The sequence below is a fragment of the Microlunatus aurantiacus genome (assembly GCF_039536605.1).
Lineage (GTDB): Bacteria > Actinomycetota > Actinomycetes > Propionibacteriales > Propionibacteriaceae > Microlunatus > Microlunatus aurantiacus.
Genome location: NZ_BAAAYX010000013.1, coordinates 177,442 through 192,548, shown reverse-complemented (window position 1 = coordinate 192,548; position 15,107 = coordinate 177,442). Strand labels below are relative to the sequence as shown.

Annotated in this window: 15 protein-coding genes and 1 pseudogene; 10 read left to right on the top strand and 6 right to left on the bottom strand. The window is 72.1% G+C overall.

Translation table 11 applies throughout. From position 1 onward, the window contains the following. Nucleotides 1-36 precede the first annotated feature (36 nt). The 4 genes from ABD714_RS14735 (at nucleotide 37) to ABD714_RS14720 (ending at nucleotide 3,909) form a co-directional block, all read left to right on the top strand. A complete protein-coding gene (locus ABD714_RS14735) occupies nucleotides 37-1,131 on the top strand; it encodes a hypothetical protein (protein WP_344813137.1) in 1,095 nt (364 codons plus the stop codon). Further along, nucleotides 1,128-2,294, top strand: coding sequence for a glycosyltransferase family 4 protein (locus ABD714_RS14730; protein ID WP_344813136.1), 1,167 nt, complete (start codon nucleotides 1,128-1,130; stop codon nucleotides 2,292-2,294). The genes ABD714_RS14735 and ABD714_RS14730 overlap by 4 nt, the downstream gene beginning before the upstream one ends. A 44-nt stretch (nucleotides 2,295-2,338) precedes the next feature. Then, a complete protein-coding gene (locus tag ABD714_RS14725; RefSeq protein WP_344813135.1) occupies nucleotides 2,339-2,767 on the top strand; it encodes an SRPBCC family protein in 429 nt (142 codons plus the stop codon). Nucleotides 2,768-2,862: 95 nt separating this feature from the next. Further along, a complete protein-coding gene (locus ABD714_RS14720; protein WP_344813583.1) occupies nucleotides 2,863-3,909 on the top strand; it encodes an ROK family glucokinase in 1,047 nt (348 codons plus the stop codon). Here ABD714_RS14720 and ABD714_RS14715 read toward each other — a convergent pair. The 3 genes from ABD714_RS14715 to ABD714_RS14705 all read right to left on the bottom strand — a co-directional run bounded on the left by ABD714_RS14715 (nucleotide 3,854) and on the right by ABD714_RS14705 (nucleotide 6,355). Continuing rightward, entirely contained in the window at nucleotides 3,854-4,333 is a 480-nt protein-coding gene (locus ABD714_RS14715; RefSeq protein ID WP_344813134.1) for a hypothetical protein, read from the bottom strand. The genes ABD714_RS14720 and ABD714_RS14715 overlap by 56 nt on opposite strands. An 83-nt stretch (nucleotides 4,334-4,416) precedes the next feature. Continuing rightward, complete coding sequence (locus tag ABD714_RS14710) at nucleotides 4,417-5,343, bottom strand: C40 family peptidase (protein WP_344813133.1); 927 nt, start codon at nucleotides 5,341-5,343, stop codon at nucleotides 4,417-4,419. Nucleotides 5,344-5,494: 151 nt separating this feature from the next. Continuing rightward, nucleotides 5,495-6,355, bottom strand: coding sequence for an alpha/beta hydrolase (locus tag ABD714_RS14705; protein ID WP_344813131.1), 861 nt, complete (start codon nucleotides 6,353-6,355; stop codon nucleotides 5,495-5,497). Nucleotides 6,356-6,414: 59 nt separating this feature from the next. Between ABD714_RS14705 and ABD714_RS14700 the strand changes: the two genes are divergently transcribed. The 6 genes from ABD714_RS14700 to ABD714_RS14675 all read left to right on the top strand — a co-directional run bounded on the left by ABD714_RS14700 (nucleotide 6,415) and on the right by ABD714_RS14675 (nucleotide 12,154). After that, nucleotides 6,415-7,248, top strand: coding sequence for a lysophospholipid acyltransferase family protein (locus ABD714_RS14700; RefSeq protein WP_344813130.1), 834 nt, complete (start codon nucleotides 6,415-6,417; stop codon nucleotides 7,246-7,248). Nucleotides 7,249-7,418: 170 nt separating this feature from the next. Continuing rightward, nucleotides 7,419-8,126: a lysophospholipid acyltransferase family protein gene (locus ABD714_RS14695; RefSeq protein WP_344813582.1), complete on the top strand. Its 708-nt coding sequence runs from the start codon at nucleotides 7,419-7,421 to the stop codon at nucleotides 8,124-8,126. 64 nt (nucleotides 8,127-8,190) lie between these two features. Next, the gene (locus ABD714_RS14690) at nucleotides 8,191-9,585 is read left to right on the top strand and encodes a class II 3-deoxy-7-phosphoheptulonate synthase (protein WP_344813129.1); all 1,395 of its coding nucleotides are present in this window, start codon (nucleotides 8,191-8,193) and stop codon (nucleotides 9,583-9,585) included. Nucleotides 9,586-9,620: 35 nt separating this feature from the next. Next, nucleotides 9,621-10,643, top strand: a complete 1,023-nt coding sequence (locus tag ABD714_RS14685; RefSeq protein WP_344813128.1) for a threonine aldolase family protein — start codon at nucleotides 9,621-9,623, stop codon at nucleotides 10,641-10,643. Nucleotides 10,644-10,809: 166 nt separating this feature from the next. Then, nucleotides 10,810-11,463 (top strand): MBL fold metallo-hydrolase, encoded by a 654-nt coding sequence (locus ABD714_RS14680; RefSeq protein WP_344813127.1) that lies wholly within the window; start codon nucleotides 10,810-10,812, stop codon nucleotides 11,461-11,463. After that, the gene (locus tag ABD714_RS14675) at nucleotides 11,453-12,154 is read left to right on the top strand and encodes an SDR family oxidoreductase (protein ID WP_344813126.1); all 702 of its coding nucleotides are present in this window, start codon (nucleotides 11,453-11,455) and stop codon (nucleotides 12,152-12,154) included. The genes ABD714_RS14680 and ABD714_RS14675 overlap by 11 nt, the downstream gene beginning before the upstream one ends. On the opposite strand, the gene ABD714_RS14670 is transcribed toward ABD714_RS14675, so the two are convergent. The 3 genes and pseudogenes from ABD714_RS14670 to pknB form a co-directional block, all read right to left on the bottom strand. After that, nucleotides 12,151-13,020, bottom strand: coding sequence for a DMT family transporter (locus ABD714_RS14670; protein ID WP_344813125.1), 870 nt, complete (start codon nucleotides 13,018-13,020; stop codon nucleotides 12,151-12,153). The genes ABD714_RS14675 and ABD714_RS14670 overlap by 4 nt on opposite strands. 16 nt (nucleotides 13,021-13,036) lie before the next feature. Continuing rightward, entirely contained in the window at nucleotides 13,037-13,228 is a 192-nt protein-coding gene (locus tag ABD714_RS23095; protein WP_425562406.1) for a PASTA domain-containing protein, read from the bottom strand. Nucleotides 13,229-13,258: 30 nt separating this feature from the next. Further along, a pseudogene (pknB, locus tag ABD714_RS14665) lies at nucleotides 13,259-15,088 on the bottom strand (Stk1 family PASTA domain-containing Ser/Thr kinase); the annotation flags it as partial. Between the last annotated feature and the right edge of the window lie 19 nt (nucleotides 15,089-15,107).

The following is a 15,107-nucleotide window of genomic DNA, read 5'->3' as shown; positions in this document are numbered from 1 at the left end:
CGCTCCGAGCGGACCCAGAGGCTGCTGGACGACTTCGTGGCCACAGCCCGACGGGGTGGCAGCACCGCCGCCCTGGTCTCCGCGCGTGATCCGGTGTTCGCCGCCCGGGCGGCCGTCTGGGCCGCCAACCTCGGTCGTGTCGACTGGTCGCAGATGAGCTGGACGGCGGGCACCCGCTCGACCGATCTCGCTCCGTCCTCGCGGACGGCTCCCGGCGCCTGGGTGCAGTCGGTCGTGGTCCGGTGGGCGCTCCCTGGTCAGGCGCGGGTGGCTCAGGAGGAGCTCTGGCTCACCTTCGCCGACGAGGCGGGGGCGGACGGTGGCCCAGCGACCATCGTGATCGCGGGGGACGGCGCCGGACCGCGCGGTGACGCCCCGGCCCCGATCTGGTGGCAGCAGGCGGTGACGCTGCAGCGCGCCGGCTCGACGCTGCTCCTGACCGCTCGTCCGGCCGGGACCTGGCTCGAGGAGGCGGCGGCGGCTCGCGACGCCGTACGGAAGCGAATCGGCACCGCCGACCGTGACCCGGACGGGCCGCTGGTGGTGGAGCTGCCGCAGAGTCGCGCGGTCTTCGAGCAGACCCTGGGGGTGACCAGCACCTCGTACGCGGGAGTGGCCGCCGCCGCCTGGCCGATGGGTCCGGAGACCTCGTCGGCACCGATCCACGTCGTCGTGAACCCGGAGCTGACAGCTCAGCTGAGCGACCTCGGACGCGAGGTGCTGCTCACCCACGAGGCCGTGCACGTCGCGACCCGGTCACCCGGGTCACCCGCCCCCACCTGGCTCGTCGAGGGCTACGCCGATCAGATCGCCTACCGCGCCCATCCGGCCGGCCGCGCTCCGGCGGAGAAGGCGGTCCGCGAGCTCGTCCGGGAGAAGGGGGCGCCGAGCACCTGGCCGACGGAGGCGGACTTCGCCCCGGACGCCGCCGATCTGGACCTCGCCTACGACCTGGCCTGGACGGCCGCCCGCTCCATCGCCTCGGCGTACGGAGACGACGCCCTGAACCGCTTCTACGCCGCCCTCGACCGCGGCGAATCGATGGAGGAGGCGGCGGAGCGGATCGGGACCACGCCGAAGCAGCTCCGCCAGCGGTGGCGGGCCGATCTGGCCGACCTGGCGGGCCGATGACGACACTCGTGGTCACCAACGACTTCCCGCCGCGGATCGGCGGCATCGAGTCGTTCGTGGCGCACGCCTGCCGCTTCCTCGACGACGACGTCGCCGTGCTCACCTCGACCGCCCCCGGCGCGGACGCGTTCGACGCCGCGGCAGGGTTCCCGGTCGAGCGCCTGCCCGGCCCCTTGCTGCCGGGACCGCGAGCCGCGTCCGAGGCCGTCGACCTGCTCCGGCGCACCGGCGCCGACCGGGTGCTCTTCGGCGCTGCTGCCCCCCTCGCGCTCCTCGCCCCCGCTCTCCGCGCCGCCGGCGCCGAGCGGATCGTCGCCCTGACCCACGGTCACGAGACCTGGTGGGCGACCCTCCCGGGCTCGCGCGCGCTGCTGCGACGGATCGGCGACGAGGTGGACGTGCTGACGACCATCTCCGACTACGTGACCGACCGGATCTCAGCGGCCCTGAGCCCGGCCGGGCGCGCGAAGCTCGTCCGGCTGCCCCCACCGGTCGACCTCGACGTGTTCCGCCACACCGCGCCATCTTCTGGAGCACCAGCGACGACCATCGCGGAGATCGGCACAGAAGTCGGGGCGGCCCGGGTGGTGGGGGTCGGGCGGATGGTCCGGCGGAAGGGGTTCGACACCCTGCTGCAGGCCTGGGCCCGCCTGCCGGGACCAGCTGTCCGGACGTCTTCGGCCCTCGGTCCCGAGCTGGTGCTGGTGGGGGACGGCCCGGAGCGGCCGCGACTGGAGCGCCAGGTCCGGCGGGAGGGTATCGCCGGGGTGGTCTTCACCGGGGCGCTCGACCAGGCCGGGGTCCTGGCCGCGCTGCGACGGTCCGACGTGTTCGCGCTGCCGTACCGCAGTCGGCTCGGAGGTCTCGACCCCGAAGGTCTCGGCCTGGCCGCCCTGGAAGCGGCGGCGTGCGGTATCCCGGTGGTGGTCGGACGCTCCGGTGGGGCGCCGGAGACCGTCCGGCACGGCCGCACCGGCTACGTGGTCGCGCCCGACGACCCGTACGAGCTGGCGGCCAGGCTCGGCGACCTGCTCAGCGACCCGCAGCACGCCCGAGCGCTGGGTGCCGCCGGGCGCGGCCTCGTCGCTGAGCGCTACGGTGCCGCGCAGGCGCGGCGCGTGCTCCGGGCGGCCCTCGATCTGCCCGACGTCGCTACTGTGTGAGGTCGAGTGCGGGTGCTCACGACCCGCTGGGGAAAGGGAGTCACGTGGCCGATCAGACCAGGGACAGCATCGAGATCGCGGCCTCACCCGATGAGGTGATGACCGTGATCGCCGACGTGGCGTCCTATCCGGAGTGGGTGTCGGCGATGAAGCAGGTCGACGTCCTGACCAGCCACCCCGACGGCAAGCCCGACCACGTCAAGGTCAACCTCGAGCACTCGGTCGTCTCCGACGTCTACACGCTGGCCTACCGGTGGCAGACCGACTCCGTGAGCTGGCACCTGGTCGAGGGTCAGCTGCTCAAGGCGATGGACGGGTCCTACGAGCTGGTCCCGTCGGCGAAGGGCACCAAGGTCACGTACGCGCTGTCGGTCGACGTCCGGATGCCGATGATCGGAATGTTCCGGCGCAAGGCCGAGAAGACGATCATCGACGGTGCGCTGAAGGACCTCAAGCGGCGGGTGGAAGGCTGAACGTCACGGCCGCGACGCCGGCCGAGGGACCTGCCGGACGACCGGGCCACCGGTCGCCGCCGGAGTCGTGGGTCGACGGTCCGCTCAGCGTCGGGATCGACATCGGCGGCACCAAGGTCGCCGCGGGGGTGGTCGATGCCCGCGGCACGATCCTCGAGCGGCTGCAGGTGCCCACGCCCTCGCACAGCCCGCAGGCCGTCGAGGACGCCATCGTCGACCTGGTGAGCCGGCTCCGGGCCGGTCACGCCGGGGTCGTGTCGGCCGGCATCGGCGCGGCCGGCTGGGTCGACAACACCCAGTCGATCGTCCGGTTCTCCCCGCACCTGGCCTGGCGGGAGGAGCCGCTCCGGGAGCGGCTGCGGGAGCGCATCGACCTGCCGCTGATCGTCGACAACGACGCGAACGCCGCCGCGTGGGCGGAGTACCGGTTCGGGGCCGGGCAGGGGTCGTCGGTGATGGTCTGCATCACCCTGGGCACGGGCATCGGCGGCGGGCTCGTCATCAACGGTGACCTGTTCCGCGGCACCTACGGCATGGCCGGTGAGTGGGGCCACATGATCAGCGTCCCCGGCGGGCACCGCTGCGAGTGCGGCAACCGCGGCTGCTGGGAGCAGTACGCCTCCGGCAACGCCCTCGTCCGGGAGGCCCGCGAGCTGGTGGGGAGCAACTCCCCGCTGGCCTACCGCCTGCTGGAGATGCTGGGTGGGGACCCCGACACGATCACCGGACCCGGTGTCACGGCCGCGGCGGTCGAGGGGGAGCAGACCGCGATCGAGCTGCTGGCCGACGTGGGTCAGTGGCTGGGTCAGGGGATCGCCAACCTGGCTGCGGCGCTCGACCCCGATCTGGTGGTCATCGGTGGCGGGGTCAGCGCCGCCGGGGACCTGCTGCTGCAACCCGCTCGACAGATGTTCGCCCGGACCCTGACCGGTCGTGGCTTCCGCCAGCAGGCGCGGCTGGAGCTAGCTCACTTCCGCAACGACGCCGGCCTGATCGGGGCGGCCGACCTGGCCCGGCACGCGATCCTCGACCCGCCGATGGCCGACCGGGGCGGCTTCTGGCCCGGCCGGGGACGTCGGCTCCGGCTCAGAGGACGGCGCCGTCTCCTGCGTCGGGCGGGCGTTGACGAGGCAGCCGACTGACCAGCAGCGCGAAGCCGCCGACGAAGCCGAGGATCCCGGCCCACACCGCCCAGGTCGGCAGCACGATCCCGACAGCCGTCGCGAGGACCGTCAGCACCGCGTAGCCCAGTCCGAGCCAGCCGACCAGCACGGGCCAGGCCGGCCGGGGGAGGGGCGGTGTCGGACCGGGCTCGTAGCTCTCGACCGGACCAGGATCCACCTCGTCGTCGGGGTCGGGAGCGGGCAGCGAGCGCGTGGTCGGGGAGCTCGCGGGTCGGTCGGGCGGGCGCGGTGCCGGGGTCTCGAACACCGATCCCGGGGCCGGTGTCCGGCCGGGGACCGGGCCCTCCCACTCGTGGTCGGGACGGTCCGAGGTCAGGTGGTAGCCCGCGATCAGCTCGGCGAAGGCCCGGTCCACCGACTCCTTGTCGTCAGGGTCGGTCATCGACGGGGCCTCTCACGACGAACGAGCGAGACCGCAGAGCGCGACCGGCCAGCTCGGTCATGGGCGGAGCCTCTCGGGAGTGGTCAGCCCGGTCGGACCGCACCGGCGTACGGCATCGAGCTGATCCTGCTGTAGGAGACGGTCTTGCCCGGGCGAGGGGCGTTGAGGACCATCCCGTTGCCAGCGTACAGACCGACGTGGCTGGGGCGGGAGCCGTAGAAGAACACCAGGTCGCCCAGCCGCAGGTCCGACCGCGCCACGCGCTGCCCGATCCTGACCTGCGTGTACGTGGTCCTGGGGATGCTGATCCCGGCGGCGCGCCAGGCGGCCTGGGTCAGACCCGAGCAGTCCCAGCGGTTCGGCCCGGTGGCGCCGAACACGTACGGCTCGCCGAGCTGGGCGCGGCCGAAGGCCAGGGCGATCTCGCCGCGGGTGGTGCCCGAGACCGGCGCGGGAGCGGCGATCGGGGAGGCGCCGGGAGGCGCGGCCGCCGTGCCGTCGAGCGACTCGGCGAGGTAGGCCGCTGACACCCACCGCAGGGTGCCGCGGTGCCGGAACTCGGCGTACCCCGCGACGTAGCGACCCGTCACGGTGATCGCGCTGCCGTCGGGGAGCTCGGACACCACACGGTGACGGGCGCCGGGGCCGGAGCGGATGTTGAGCTCGGCGGTGGCGATCCGGCTGCCGGCGGTGGGCAACGTCGTCGGGGCTGCGGGGCGCGCTCCGGTCCGGTCCAGGTACTCCCCGTCCATGTAGGCGGTGGCGCCTCGGAAGCGCACCTTCACCCAGTCGCCGGTGGCATGGCCTGTCACGGTGATCTTCTGGCCGCGGACCAGCCGGCCCAGCAACGACGCCGAGGTGCTCGCTCCGCCGCGGATGTTCACCGTGGTGGTGGCGACGCCCGAGCTGGACGCCGCCTCGGCCGGGGCGATCCCGGTGCCGAAGGACAGGGCCACGGCACTGGCCAGGGTGGCGATCGCGGCGATCGACCGTCGGCCGGTTGGGGCCATCGTTCAACTCCTAAGTCACATCAGTCACACGAGACTGAGATTTCCTCAGGAGATTAACCACGCCCCAGTGGTCACAACAAGATCACGGGCGGTATTTCGACCAACTATGCAACTCGACACGCCGTCGACGTCGACATGAGGTCGAGAGTTCTCAGGCGGACAGACGCCGGAAGAACGAGGACGACGCCGAGAAGATCTCCGCGGCCTCGTAGTCCAGCGTCGCGACGTGGAAGCTGCGCGTGAGCCGGCGGAACTCCGCGTCGGCGGATCCGACCCGATCCTTCAGGAGGGCGACCGAGGAGGGGTCGACCACGTGGTCGGCGTCGGAACGGAAGACCAGCAGCGGCTGGGTGACCCGGTCCAGGTGCGCGACCACGTCGGCCCAGAGCTTGGTCTGCGAGTGCAGCGCGTGCAGCGGGTTGCGGTCGTAGGCGATCTCCCGGGCCGCGGGATCGGAGACGTCGTTGCCGATCGCGGCCAGCGACGGCACCAGGTGGTGCAGCACCGGCAGGATCCGCATCCGCGGGTCGGTGATGTTGATGGCCGGGTTGACCAGCACCAGTCCCGCCACGGCGGCACCGTGCTGCTCGGCCAGCCGGAGGCCGAGGGCCCCGCCCATGGACAGGGCGGCGATGAACACCTGGTCGCACCGGTCCCGCAGATCGGCGAACGCGGCGTCGGCGTGCGCGTACCAGTCCGTCCAGGCCGTCTGGTTGAGCTCGCGCCAGTGGGTGCCGTGGCCGGGCAGCCGGGGCAGCGAGACGGTGAACCCGTCCGCCTCCAGGTGCTCGGCCCACGGGCGCAGCGACTGCGGGGTGCCGGTGAAGCCGTGGATCAGCAGCACCCCGACGGGGCCAGAGCCACCTTCGTACGGCTGCACCGCCGGGTCGTCGGCCAGGGCCGGTGGCAGGGGGCCGTCACGCCGCCCCGGCGGGGTGTCCTCCCGCCGACCACGGAGCCGGTCGAGCAGTCGGACGACGGGTCGGAGGGCCGAGCCCAGCACGGACGTCACGTGCGCATGGTGGCACAGATGGGATTAGGCTCACTCCGAATCTGGGCTTCGGAGGCGCGTTGTTCTACTGGATCTTCAAGTGGTCGCTGTTCTTGCCGGTCGTCCGGCTGGTGTGGCGACCCCGGGTGACGGGTCTGGAGAACATCCCCGAGTCCGGCCCGGCCGTCGTGGTCTGCAACCACACCTCGGCCGTCGAGACGTTCATCGTGCCAGCGGTGATCTCGCGCCGGCTCACCTTCCCGGCCAAGGCCGAGCTGTTCGCGGAGGGCGGCGGTCCGTTCACGCGGCTGGTCGCCTGGTTCCTCACCGTCGTCGGCCAGGTGCCGATGGACCGCTCCGGCGGACGGGCCAGTGCGGGCAGCATGGACAGCGTGCTGCAGGTGCTCAGGAACGGTGAGCTGCTGGCCATCTTCCCCGAGGGCACGCGGTCCCCGGACGGCCGTCTCTACAAGGGCAAGACGGGAGTGGCCCGTCTGGTGCTGCGGGCCCGGGTGCCGATCATCCCCATCGGCATCCGCGACACCCGCCTGCAGCGGACCAAGCGGCTCCGCATCCCCTACTACCGCCGCGCCAAGATCTCCATCGGGAAGCCGATCGACTTCGACCGCTACGCCAGCGTGGCGGCCGACCGCACCGTCCTGCGTCACGTCACCGACGAGATCATGGCCGCGGTGCAGCAGCAGTCCGGCCAGGAGTACGTGGACGCGTACGGCGCCTCGGTCAAGGCGGCGCTGGCCGACGGCCGGCAGCTGCCGTCGGCGGTCGTGGTGGCCCGGCCCGGTCTGGGTCGCCCCGTCCCGCCCGTGCCCTCGGACCCCATCGCCGGGACGCCGCTCGCGTCGGCCGAGCCCGCCTCCGACACCACCGCCACCGTCGAGGACGTGACCGCGTGAGCGATCCGGCGGGCGCCGACGACACGTCCGCCCGCCGGCGCCGGGACGCCGAGAAGCGGGCCCGGCTGGTGGCCCGGTCGCGGGCCCGGCGATCGGGGTCGGGGGCCGAGCTGGAGGTGGTCCGGGCCGACGAGGACGACAACGGGGAGGGCCGCGGCCTCTACTGGGTGATGCGCAACGTGCTGCTCGGCCCGCCGGTGAAGAGGATCTTCTCCCCGATCGTCGAGGGGGCCGACCACGTGCCGGCCAAGGGCGGTGCGATCCTCGCGGCCAACCACCTCTCCTTCGCGGACTGGGTGTTCATGCCGCTGGCGCTCGACCGCCGGATCACCTTCGTGGCCAAGTCCGACTACTTCACCGGCGAGGGGGTGAAGGGCTGGGCCCAGCGCCGCTTCTTCGCCGGCACCGGCCAGGTGCCGATCGACCGCAGCGGCGGTCGGGCGTCGGAAGGTGCGTTGCGGGCCGGGATGAAGGTGCTGGCCCGGGGGGACCTGTTCGGCATCTTCCCCGAGGGCACCCGCAGCCACGACGGACGGCTCTACAAGGGCCGGACCGGGGTCGCCCGGATGGCCCTGGAGGCCCAGGTGCCGGTGATCCCGGTGGCCGTGATCGGCACCGACGCGATAGCCCCGCCCGGCAAGCTGCTGAGCAAGGTGATGAGCCCGACGGTCCGTTTCGGCACCCCGCTCGACTTCTCCCGCTACGAGGGGATGAGCGGCGACCGGTTCATCCTGCGCTCGGTCACCGACGAGATCATGTACGCGATCATGGAGCTGTCGGGCCAGGAGTACGTCGACATGTACGCCCCGACGGCCAAGGAGCTGGCCGCCAAGCAGGCCAAGCAGGACGAGGCGGACGAGGTCTCGCCGCAGGCCTGAGGCGGCCGGTCCCACAGCCCGGTAAACCGGATCCGGCCGACGTCGGCACGTCTACAGTTGGCGGGTGCCCGACAACCCGCCCATTCCCACCCTGGACGAGCTCCACGCGCTCAAGCCGTTGCAGCAGCCCACGTACGACGACGCCGCCGAGGTCGACGAGGTCGTCGCCCGGCTGCGGTCGCTGCCGCCGCTGGTGTTCGCCGGGGAGTGCGACAACCTGCGCGACAAGATGGCCAGCGTGGCCGCGGGTGAGTCGTTCATCCTGCAGGGCGGCGACTGCGCCGAGACCTTCGACGGGGTGACCGCGGCCAACATCCAGGGCAAGCTGCGCACCCTGCTGTCCATGGCGGTCGTGCTCACGTACGCCGCCCAGGTCCCGATCGTCAAGATCGGGAGGATGGCCGGGCAGTACACCAAGCCCCGCTCGGCGGCCACCGAGACCCGCGGTGACGTGACCCTGCCCGCCTACCGGGGTGACGCGGTCAACGGCTTCCCGTTCACCGAGCAGGCCCGCCGGCACGACCCGCAGCGGCTGCTCGGCGTCTACAACGCCTCGGCGGCCACCTTGAACCTGGTGCGCGCCTTCGTCACCGGCGGTTTCGCCCACCTGCGCAGCGTGCACCACTGGAACGCCGACTTCGCCAAGAGCTCGGCCGCCAGCGTGCAGTACCAGACGCTGGCCGGGGAGATCGACCGGGCGCTCGCCTTCATGGTGTCCTGCGGCATCGACGACGACGTGTTCAACACCGTCGACTTCTTCGCCAGCCACGAGGCGCTCAGCCTCGAGTACGAGCACGCCATGACCCGGACCGACTCGCGGACGCACCTGCCGTACAACGTGTCCGGGCACTTCCTCTGGGTCGGCGAACGGACCCGTCAGCTCGAGGGCGCCCACATCGAGCTGTTGCGGCACGTGCGCAACCCGCTGGGGGTGAAGCTCGGTCCGACCACCACCGCGGACACCGCGCTGGAGCTCGCCGACCGGCTCGACCCCGATCACGAGCCCGGTCGGATCACCTTCATCACCCGGATGGGGGCGCACCGGGTCCGCGACCTGCTGCCCGACATCGTCGCCAAGGTGACCGCCAGCGGGCGCCAGGTCGCCTGGGTCTGCGACCCGATGCACGGCAACACGTTCGAGGCCCGCAACGGCTTCAAGACCCGGGCGTTCTCCGACGTGATCACCGAGCTCAACGGGTTCTTCGACGTGCACGAGGAGCTGGGCACCTGGCCCGGTGGTGTCCACGTCGAGCTGACCGGCGACGACGTCACCGAGTGCGTCGGGGGCAGCGACGACCTGGTCGAGGCCGATCTGGTCAACCGCTACGAGACGCTCTGCGATCCGCGGCTCAACCGCAACCAGTCGCTGGAGCTCGCCTTCCTGGTCGCCGAGCGGCTGACCACCGGGCGGATCCGTCGGACCAACGCCGTGCAGTCGTTCGTCCCGGTCTCCTTCTGAGGCCGGTCCTGCCCGTCCCGCCCGAGAGGCTTCGCGTGATCGACCTGCGCTCTGACACCGTGACCGTCCCCACCCCCGCCATGCGGGAGTCGATGCTCGCGGCTCCCGTCGGTGACGACGTGTACGGCGAGGACCCGACGGTGATCGCGTTGGAGCAGCGCACGGCCGAGCTCCTCGGCCACGAGGCGGGTCTGTTCTGCAGCACCGGGTCGCTGGCCAACCTGCTCGGCGTGCGGCTGCTGGTCGAGCCGGGCCAAGAGGTCGTCTGCGACGTCGGCGCCCACATCGCCCGCGCCGAGATGGGGGCCCATGCGGCCGTGCACGGGCTCACCATGCGCACGGTGCCGTCGGTCGCCGGTCTCGTCGACGTCGACGCGTACGCCGGGGTGGTTGCTCCGAACGCCGGCCCGTACCTGGTCTCGACCGCGGCGGTCGCGGTGGAGAACACCCACAACTTCGGCGGCGGGACCGTCCAGTCGTACGACAGGTTGGTGGCGCTGGGGGAGCTGTGCCGGGCCGAAGGTCTGAGCTACCACCTCGACGGCGCCCGCCTCTGGAACGCGCACGTGGCCACCGGGGTCTCGCTGAGCGCGTACGGCAGCCTGTTCGACACCGTCAGCGTCTGCTTCTCCAAGGGTCTCGGGGCGCCTGTCGGCTCGGTGCTGGTCAGCTCGGCGGCCCGGATCGCCCAGGCCCGGATCTGGCGCAAGCGCCTGGGCGGCGGCTGGCGGCAGGCCGGCATCCTGGCCGCCGGTGCGCTGCACGCCCTGGACCACCACGTCGACCGACTGGTCGAGGACCACGCCGCCGCCGCCGCCTTCGCCGCCGCGGTCGGCGAGGCAGCCCCGACCGCCGTCGACGTGGCCGCCGTGCAGACCAACATCGTGGTGCTGAACACCGGTGACCTCCCCGCCGCCCAGGTGGCCGCGGCCGCCAAGGACCAGGGGGTGTGGGTCTCGGCCCTCGGCCCCCGGATGGTCCGGGCGGTCACCCACCTGGACGTGACCGTCGACGAGGCCCGTACGGCGGGCGGGATCCTCGGCCGCCTGCTCGGCTGAGCCTCCTGGCGGGGACCGGTCCTGTGTCGACCGACCACCGTGCCACGCGACGTCCTCGGAAGGCCAGCACCGATGCCGAACCGATGTCTGGGGGAGTCCCGGCACCCTCATCGGTGACCAGATTCCCCCGTGGGGTCGGCTCCGACCGACTGGGTAGGTTGGCGGCATGCGGATCACACACCTCGGCCACTCGGCCGTGCTCGTCGAGACCGACGACGCACGCGTCCTGATCGACCCGGGCAACTTCTCGGACTCCTGGCACGGTCTCACCGACCTCGACGCGATCTTGATCACCCACAGCCACCCCGACCACGCCGACCCCGAGCACCTCCCCGCTCTGGTGCAGGCCAACCCCCAGGCGAAGGTCTACGTCGAGCCGTCGATCGTGCTGGCCGAGGAGTCGGGCAGCTTTCCCGGCATCGGTGCCGACGACCTCGCCGCCGGTGAGCAGGTGGTGATCGGCGACCTGCTGGTGACCGCTGTCGGCGGGCAGCACGCCGTCATCCACCGCGACATCCCGATGATCGGCAACGTCGGCTTCGTGCTCCGGTCCGAGGGGCAGCCCACGCTGTTCCACCCGGGCGACGCCCTCACCGCCGTCCCGAGCGGGGTCGACATCCTGGCCGTGCCGATGATGGGGCCCTGGGCCGCCATGAAGGAGACCATCGACTTCGTCCGCGAGGTCGGCGCGCTGGAGGGCTTCCCGATCCACGACGAGCTCCTCAACGACCGCGGCCGCGGACTCATCTACGGCCGGGTGGACGCCATGACCAGCACCCGGATGACCGACCTGCGAGGCGGCTCGACCCATGAGTTCTGAGACTTCCGAGACGGTGACCGTGCAGTCGGGAGAGCGGTCCGGACGGCGGGTCTTCTTCGCCGGCGGGCACGGTCAGATCGCCCTGCTCGCCCAGCGCCGGCTGGCCGCCGAGGGTCACCGTCCGGTCGGCCTGATCCGTCGGCCGGAGCACGCCGACGACCTGCGGGCCGTCGGCGCCGAGGCGGTCGTGTTCGACCTGGAGAGCCAGACCGCGGCCGAGCTGGCCGAGATCATCACCGGGGCCGACGCCCTGGTGTTCGCCGCCGGGGCCGGGCCGAACAGCGGCCCGGGGCGGAAGATGACCGTCGACCGTGATGGCGCGATCCTGCTGGCCGACGCCGCCGAGCTGGCCGGTGTCCGACGCTACGTGGTCATCTCCGCGCTGGAGGCGGACGACTTCGTCGTCGGCTCGGAAGAGGTGTTCCAGATCTACCTGCGGGCCAAGGCCGAGGCGGATGAGATCGTTCGGTCCCGCGAGCTCGACTGGACCATCGTCCGTCCCGGCGGGCTCACCGACGCCGACGCCACCGGCTCGGTGCAGGTCGCCGACCGCACCGGGCGCGGGCAGATCCCCCGCGACGACGTGGCCGAGGTCGTGACCCGGCTGGTGGTGGACGGCACCGGCGTACGCCGGCAGTTCGAGGTGATCTCCGGCGACACCCCCCTCAGGGAGGCCCTCGCCGCGCTCTAGCTTCTGACGACGCGGCGCTGGGGAGCGAGCTCCACCAGGTACATGGCTGCCAGGATCGCTCCGCCGCCGATGATCATGCGGCCGGTCACGCCCTCACCGCCGAAGGCGACCGCGAACGCGGCGGCCCAGACGGGTTCCATGGCCATGATCACGGCGGCCCGGGCTGCCTCCACCCGGGCCTGGGCCCAGGTCTGCAGCAGCATGGTGAGCGCTCCGGCGATCAGCGCGAGGTAGATCACGATCGCCCAGTCGGTGCCCGACGCGGGCAGCTGGATCCCTCCCGGCACGGCGGCGACACCGCAGACGACTGCGATGGTGGCCATCTGCACAGCACTGAGCGCCCACGCCGTACCCGGTTCGCTCATCCGCCCCAGCGCGACGATGTGCAGCGCGTAGACGACAGCGGACGCGACGGTGAGCAGCTCGCCGTAGCCGATGGCGAATCCCTGCAGGGACAGCACGCCCAGCCCGGCGGTGGCGAGCACCGACGCGGCCCAGACCGCCGGCGGGATCCGGGTCCGCAGGATCAGCGCGGAGAGCAGCGGTGTGAGCACCACGTAGAGACCGGTGAGGAAGCCCGACACGCTGGCCGCGGTCTGGGCGAGACCGAAGGTCTGCAGCAGCTGGGCGACGCCGTAGAGGAGCCCGAGCAGCAGACCGCGTCGCAGGGTGGTGGTCGACATCCGCAGCCGGGGTCCGGCGATCACGGCCAGAGCGACGGCGGCGATGGCGAAGCGCAGGGCCAGCAGATCCGGGACGGGGATCCGGGTGACCACGTCCTTGATCATGAAGAAGGTCGAGCCCCAGGCCGCTGTCATCGCCAGCAGGGCGATCAGCGGACCGAGCTCGTCCCGTCGCAGGGCCACCGGTGACGCGCTCCGGCTAGACGACGTACAAGGTGATCGTCGAGCCCTTCGGGGCCTCGCTCTTGGCACTCGGCTTGGAGTAGACCACGTAGCCGATGCCGATGTAGTTCACCGCCACGGCCTGCACCTTGGTCTTGAAGCCGGCGGCCGTCATCGCCTTCTTGGCCGCGTCGACGCCCATGCTGCGGACGTTCGGGATGGTCACCATGACCGGCCCGAGGGACTCCTTGACCGTGATGCTGTCGCCCTTCACCCCGGTGCCCTTGTCGGGTGACTGGCTGATCACCGCACCCTTGGTGACGGTGTCGGAGTTCGCGGTGGTGATCTTGACCTTGAAACCGGCCTCGGTCAGGGCCGCCTTGGCCGTGGCGGCGCTCTTGCCCGTGTAGTCGGCGATCTTGATCGGTTGGGGGCCCTTGGAGACGGTCAGCTCGACGGTGGCGCCCGACTTCAGCTTGGCGCCGGGCGCGTACGAGGCGCTGAGGACGATCCCCTTGGCGACCTTGGGTGAGAAGGACTGGTCGACGCTGCCGAGGGTCAGGTTCGCGTCCTTGATCGCGGCGGCGGCGGCGGCCTGGCCGAGACCGACGACCTTCGGCATCGCGTACCGCTCCGGACCCTTGGACACGACCGCGGTGATCGAGCCACCGTCCGGCACCTTGGTGCCGGCCACCGGGTCGGTGTCCATCACCAGCCCGGGCGCGACGGTCTCGGAGAACCGGTCCACGAAGTCGATCTGCAGACCCTCCTGCTGGGCGACCGTGGCGGCCTCGGTCTGGGGCAGTGCGGTCAGCGCCGGTGTGGCGGTGAACCGGCCCTCGGTCAGATACCAGCCCGCGAGGGCCGCGATCGCGGTCAGCATCAGCACCAGCAGCACGATCAGCCAGCCCCGCCGGCGACGGGCTCCCTCGCGGTCCCGCCGCGAGGCCAGCCGGTCGCCGGAGACGTACGTCGGGGCCGGGTTGTAGGACGACTCGCCCGCCGAGGCGCCGGGCACGGCGGGGGGCGGGGCGTCGCGCACGGTGGGCGGCGACGTCGGGGTCATCCCGCGCTGCTGCACGATCCGCGGCGGCCCGACCGGTGGCGCGCCGGGCGGCGGGACCAGCTGGGTGAGCTCGGCGTTCGGGTCGACCCCCGGCGGCAGGGCGGCCGAGAGGTCGGAGCGCTGCAGCACGCTGAGGTCCTGGGTCAGCTCCGGGTCGTCGGGCAGACCGTCGCGCAGCGCCGCCCGCACCCGGCGCACCTGGGACAGGAACACCTTGCCGTCGTGCGGCCGGGCGTCGGGGTTGCGGGCCGTGGCGCCGGTGACCAGCGCGTCCAGGTAGGGCGGGATCTGGCCGGCGGTGCAGAACTGCGACGGGGGCGGGACGTCGTTGTGGACGTGGGCGTACGCGACCTGGATCGGGGTGTCGCCGACGTGGGGCTTGCGTCCGGTCAGCATCTCGAACAGCACGACGCCGGCGCTGTAGACGTCGGAGCGCGGACCGGCCCGACCGGACAGCACCAGCTCCGGCGGCAGGTAGGAGACGGTACCGATGAGCAGTCCCTGGGTCGCGGTCGAGGTCTGCGCCGAGATGGCCTTGGCCAGCCCGAAGTCGACCACCTTGATCTGCCCGCGCTCGGACAGCAGCACGTTCTCCGGCTTGACGTCGCGGTGCACCAGACCGGCCTCGTGCGCGGCGGCCAGGGCCCCGAGCACCGGCTCGATGATGTCCAGCGCGCGCTCCGGCGGCAGCGGCGCCTCGTGGTTCAAGATGTCGCGGAGGGTCCGACCCTCGACGTACTCCATCACGATGTACGGCCGGCCGTCGTCGTGGCCCTGGTCGAAGACCGACACCACGTTGGGGTGCGAGAGCTTCGCGGCCGAGCGGGCCTCGTGGTCGAACTTCCGGGCGAACTCGGCGTCGTCGCCCAGACCGATGTGCATCACCTTGACCGCCACGGTCCGGGTCAGCCGGATGTCGGTGGCGATGTAGACGGTGGCCATGCCGCCGCGGGCCAACCGGTGGGTGATCTGGTAGCGACCGTCGAGCAGCTGACCCACCAGGGGGTCACCGACACTCGTCATGGTCACGCCTGCTCCGAAC

Excerpts from the sequence above, each read along its gene's own strand:
- ABD714_RS14730 (WP_344813136.1), top strand. The coding sequence starts at position 1,128 with ATGACGACACTCGTGGTCACCAACGACTTCCCGCCGCGGATCGGCGGC.
- ABD714_RS14715 (WP_344813134.1), bottom strand. The coding sequence starts at position 4,333 with ATGACCGACCCTGACGACAAGGAGTCGGTGGACCGGGCCTTCGCCGAG.
- ABD714_RS14710 (WP_344813133.1), bottom strand. The coding sequence starts at position 5,343 with ATGGCCCCAACCGGCCGACGGTCGATCGCCGCGATCGCCACCCTGGCC.
- ABD714_RS14695 (WP_344813582.1), top strand. The coding sequence starts at position 7,419 with ATGCGCAACGTGCTGCTCGGCCCGCCGGTGAAGAGGATCTTCTCCCCG.
- ABD714_RS14680 (WP_344813127.1), top strand. The coding sequence starts at position 10,810 with ATGCGGATCACACACCTCGGCCACTCGGCCGTGCTCGTCGAGACCGAC.
- ABD714_RS14675 (WP_344813126.1), top strand. The coding sequence starts at position 11,453 with ATGAGTTCTGAGACTTCCGAGACGGTGACCGTGCAGTCGGGAGAGCGG.
- ABD714_RS23095 (WP_425562406.1), bottom strand. The coding sequence starts at position 13,228 with ATGGTGACCATCCCGAACGTCCGCAGCATGGGCGTCGACGCGGCCAAG.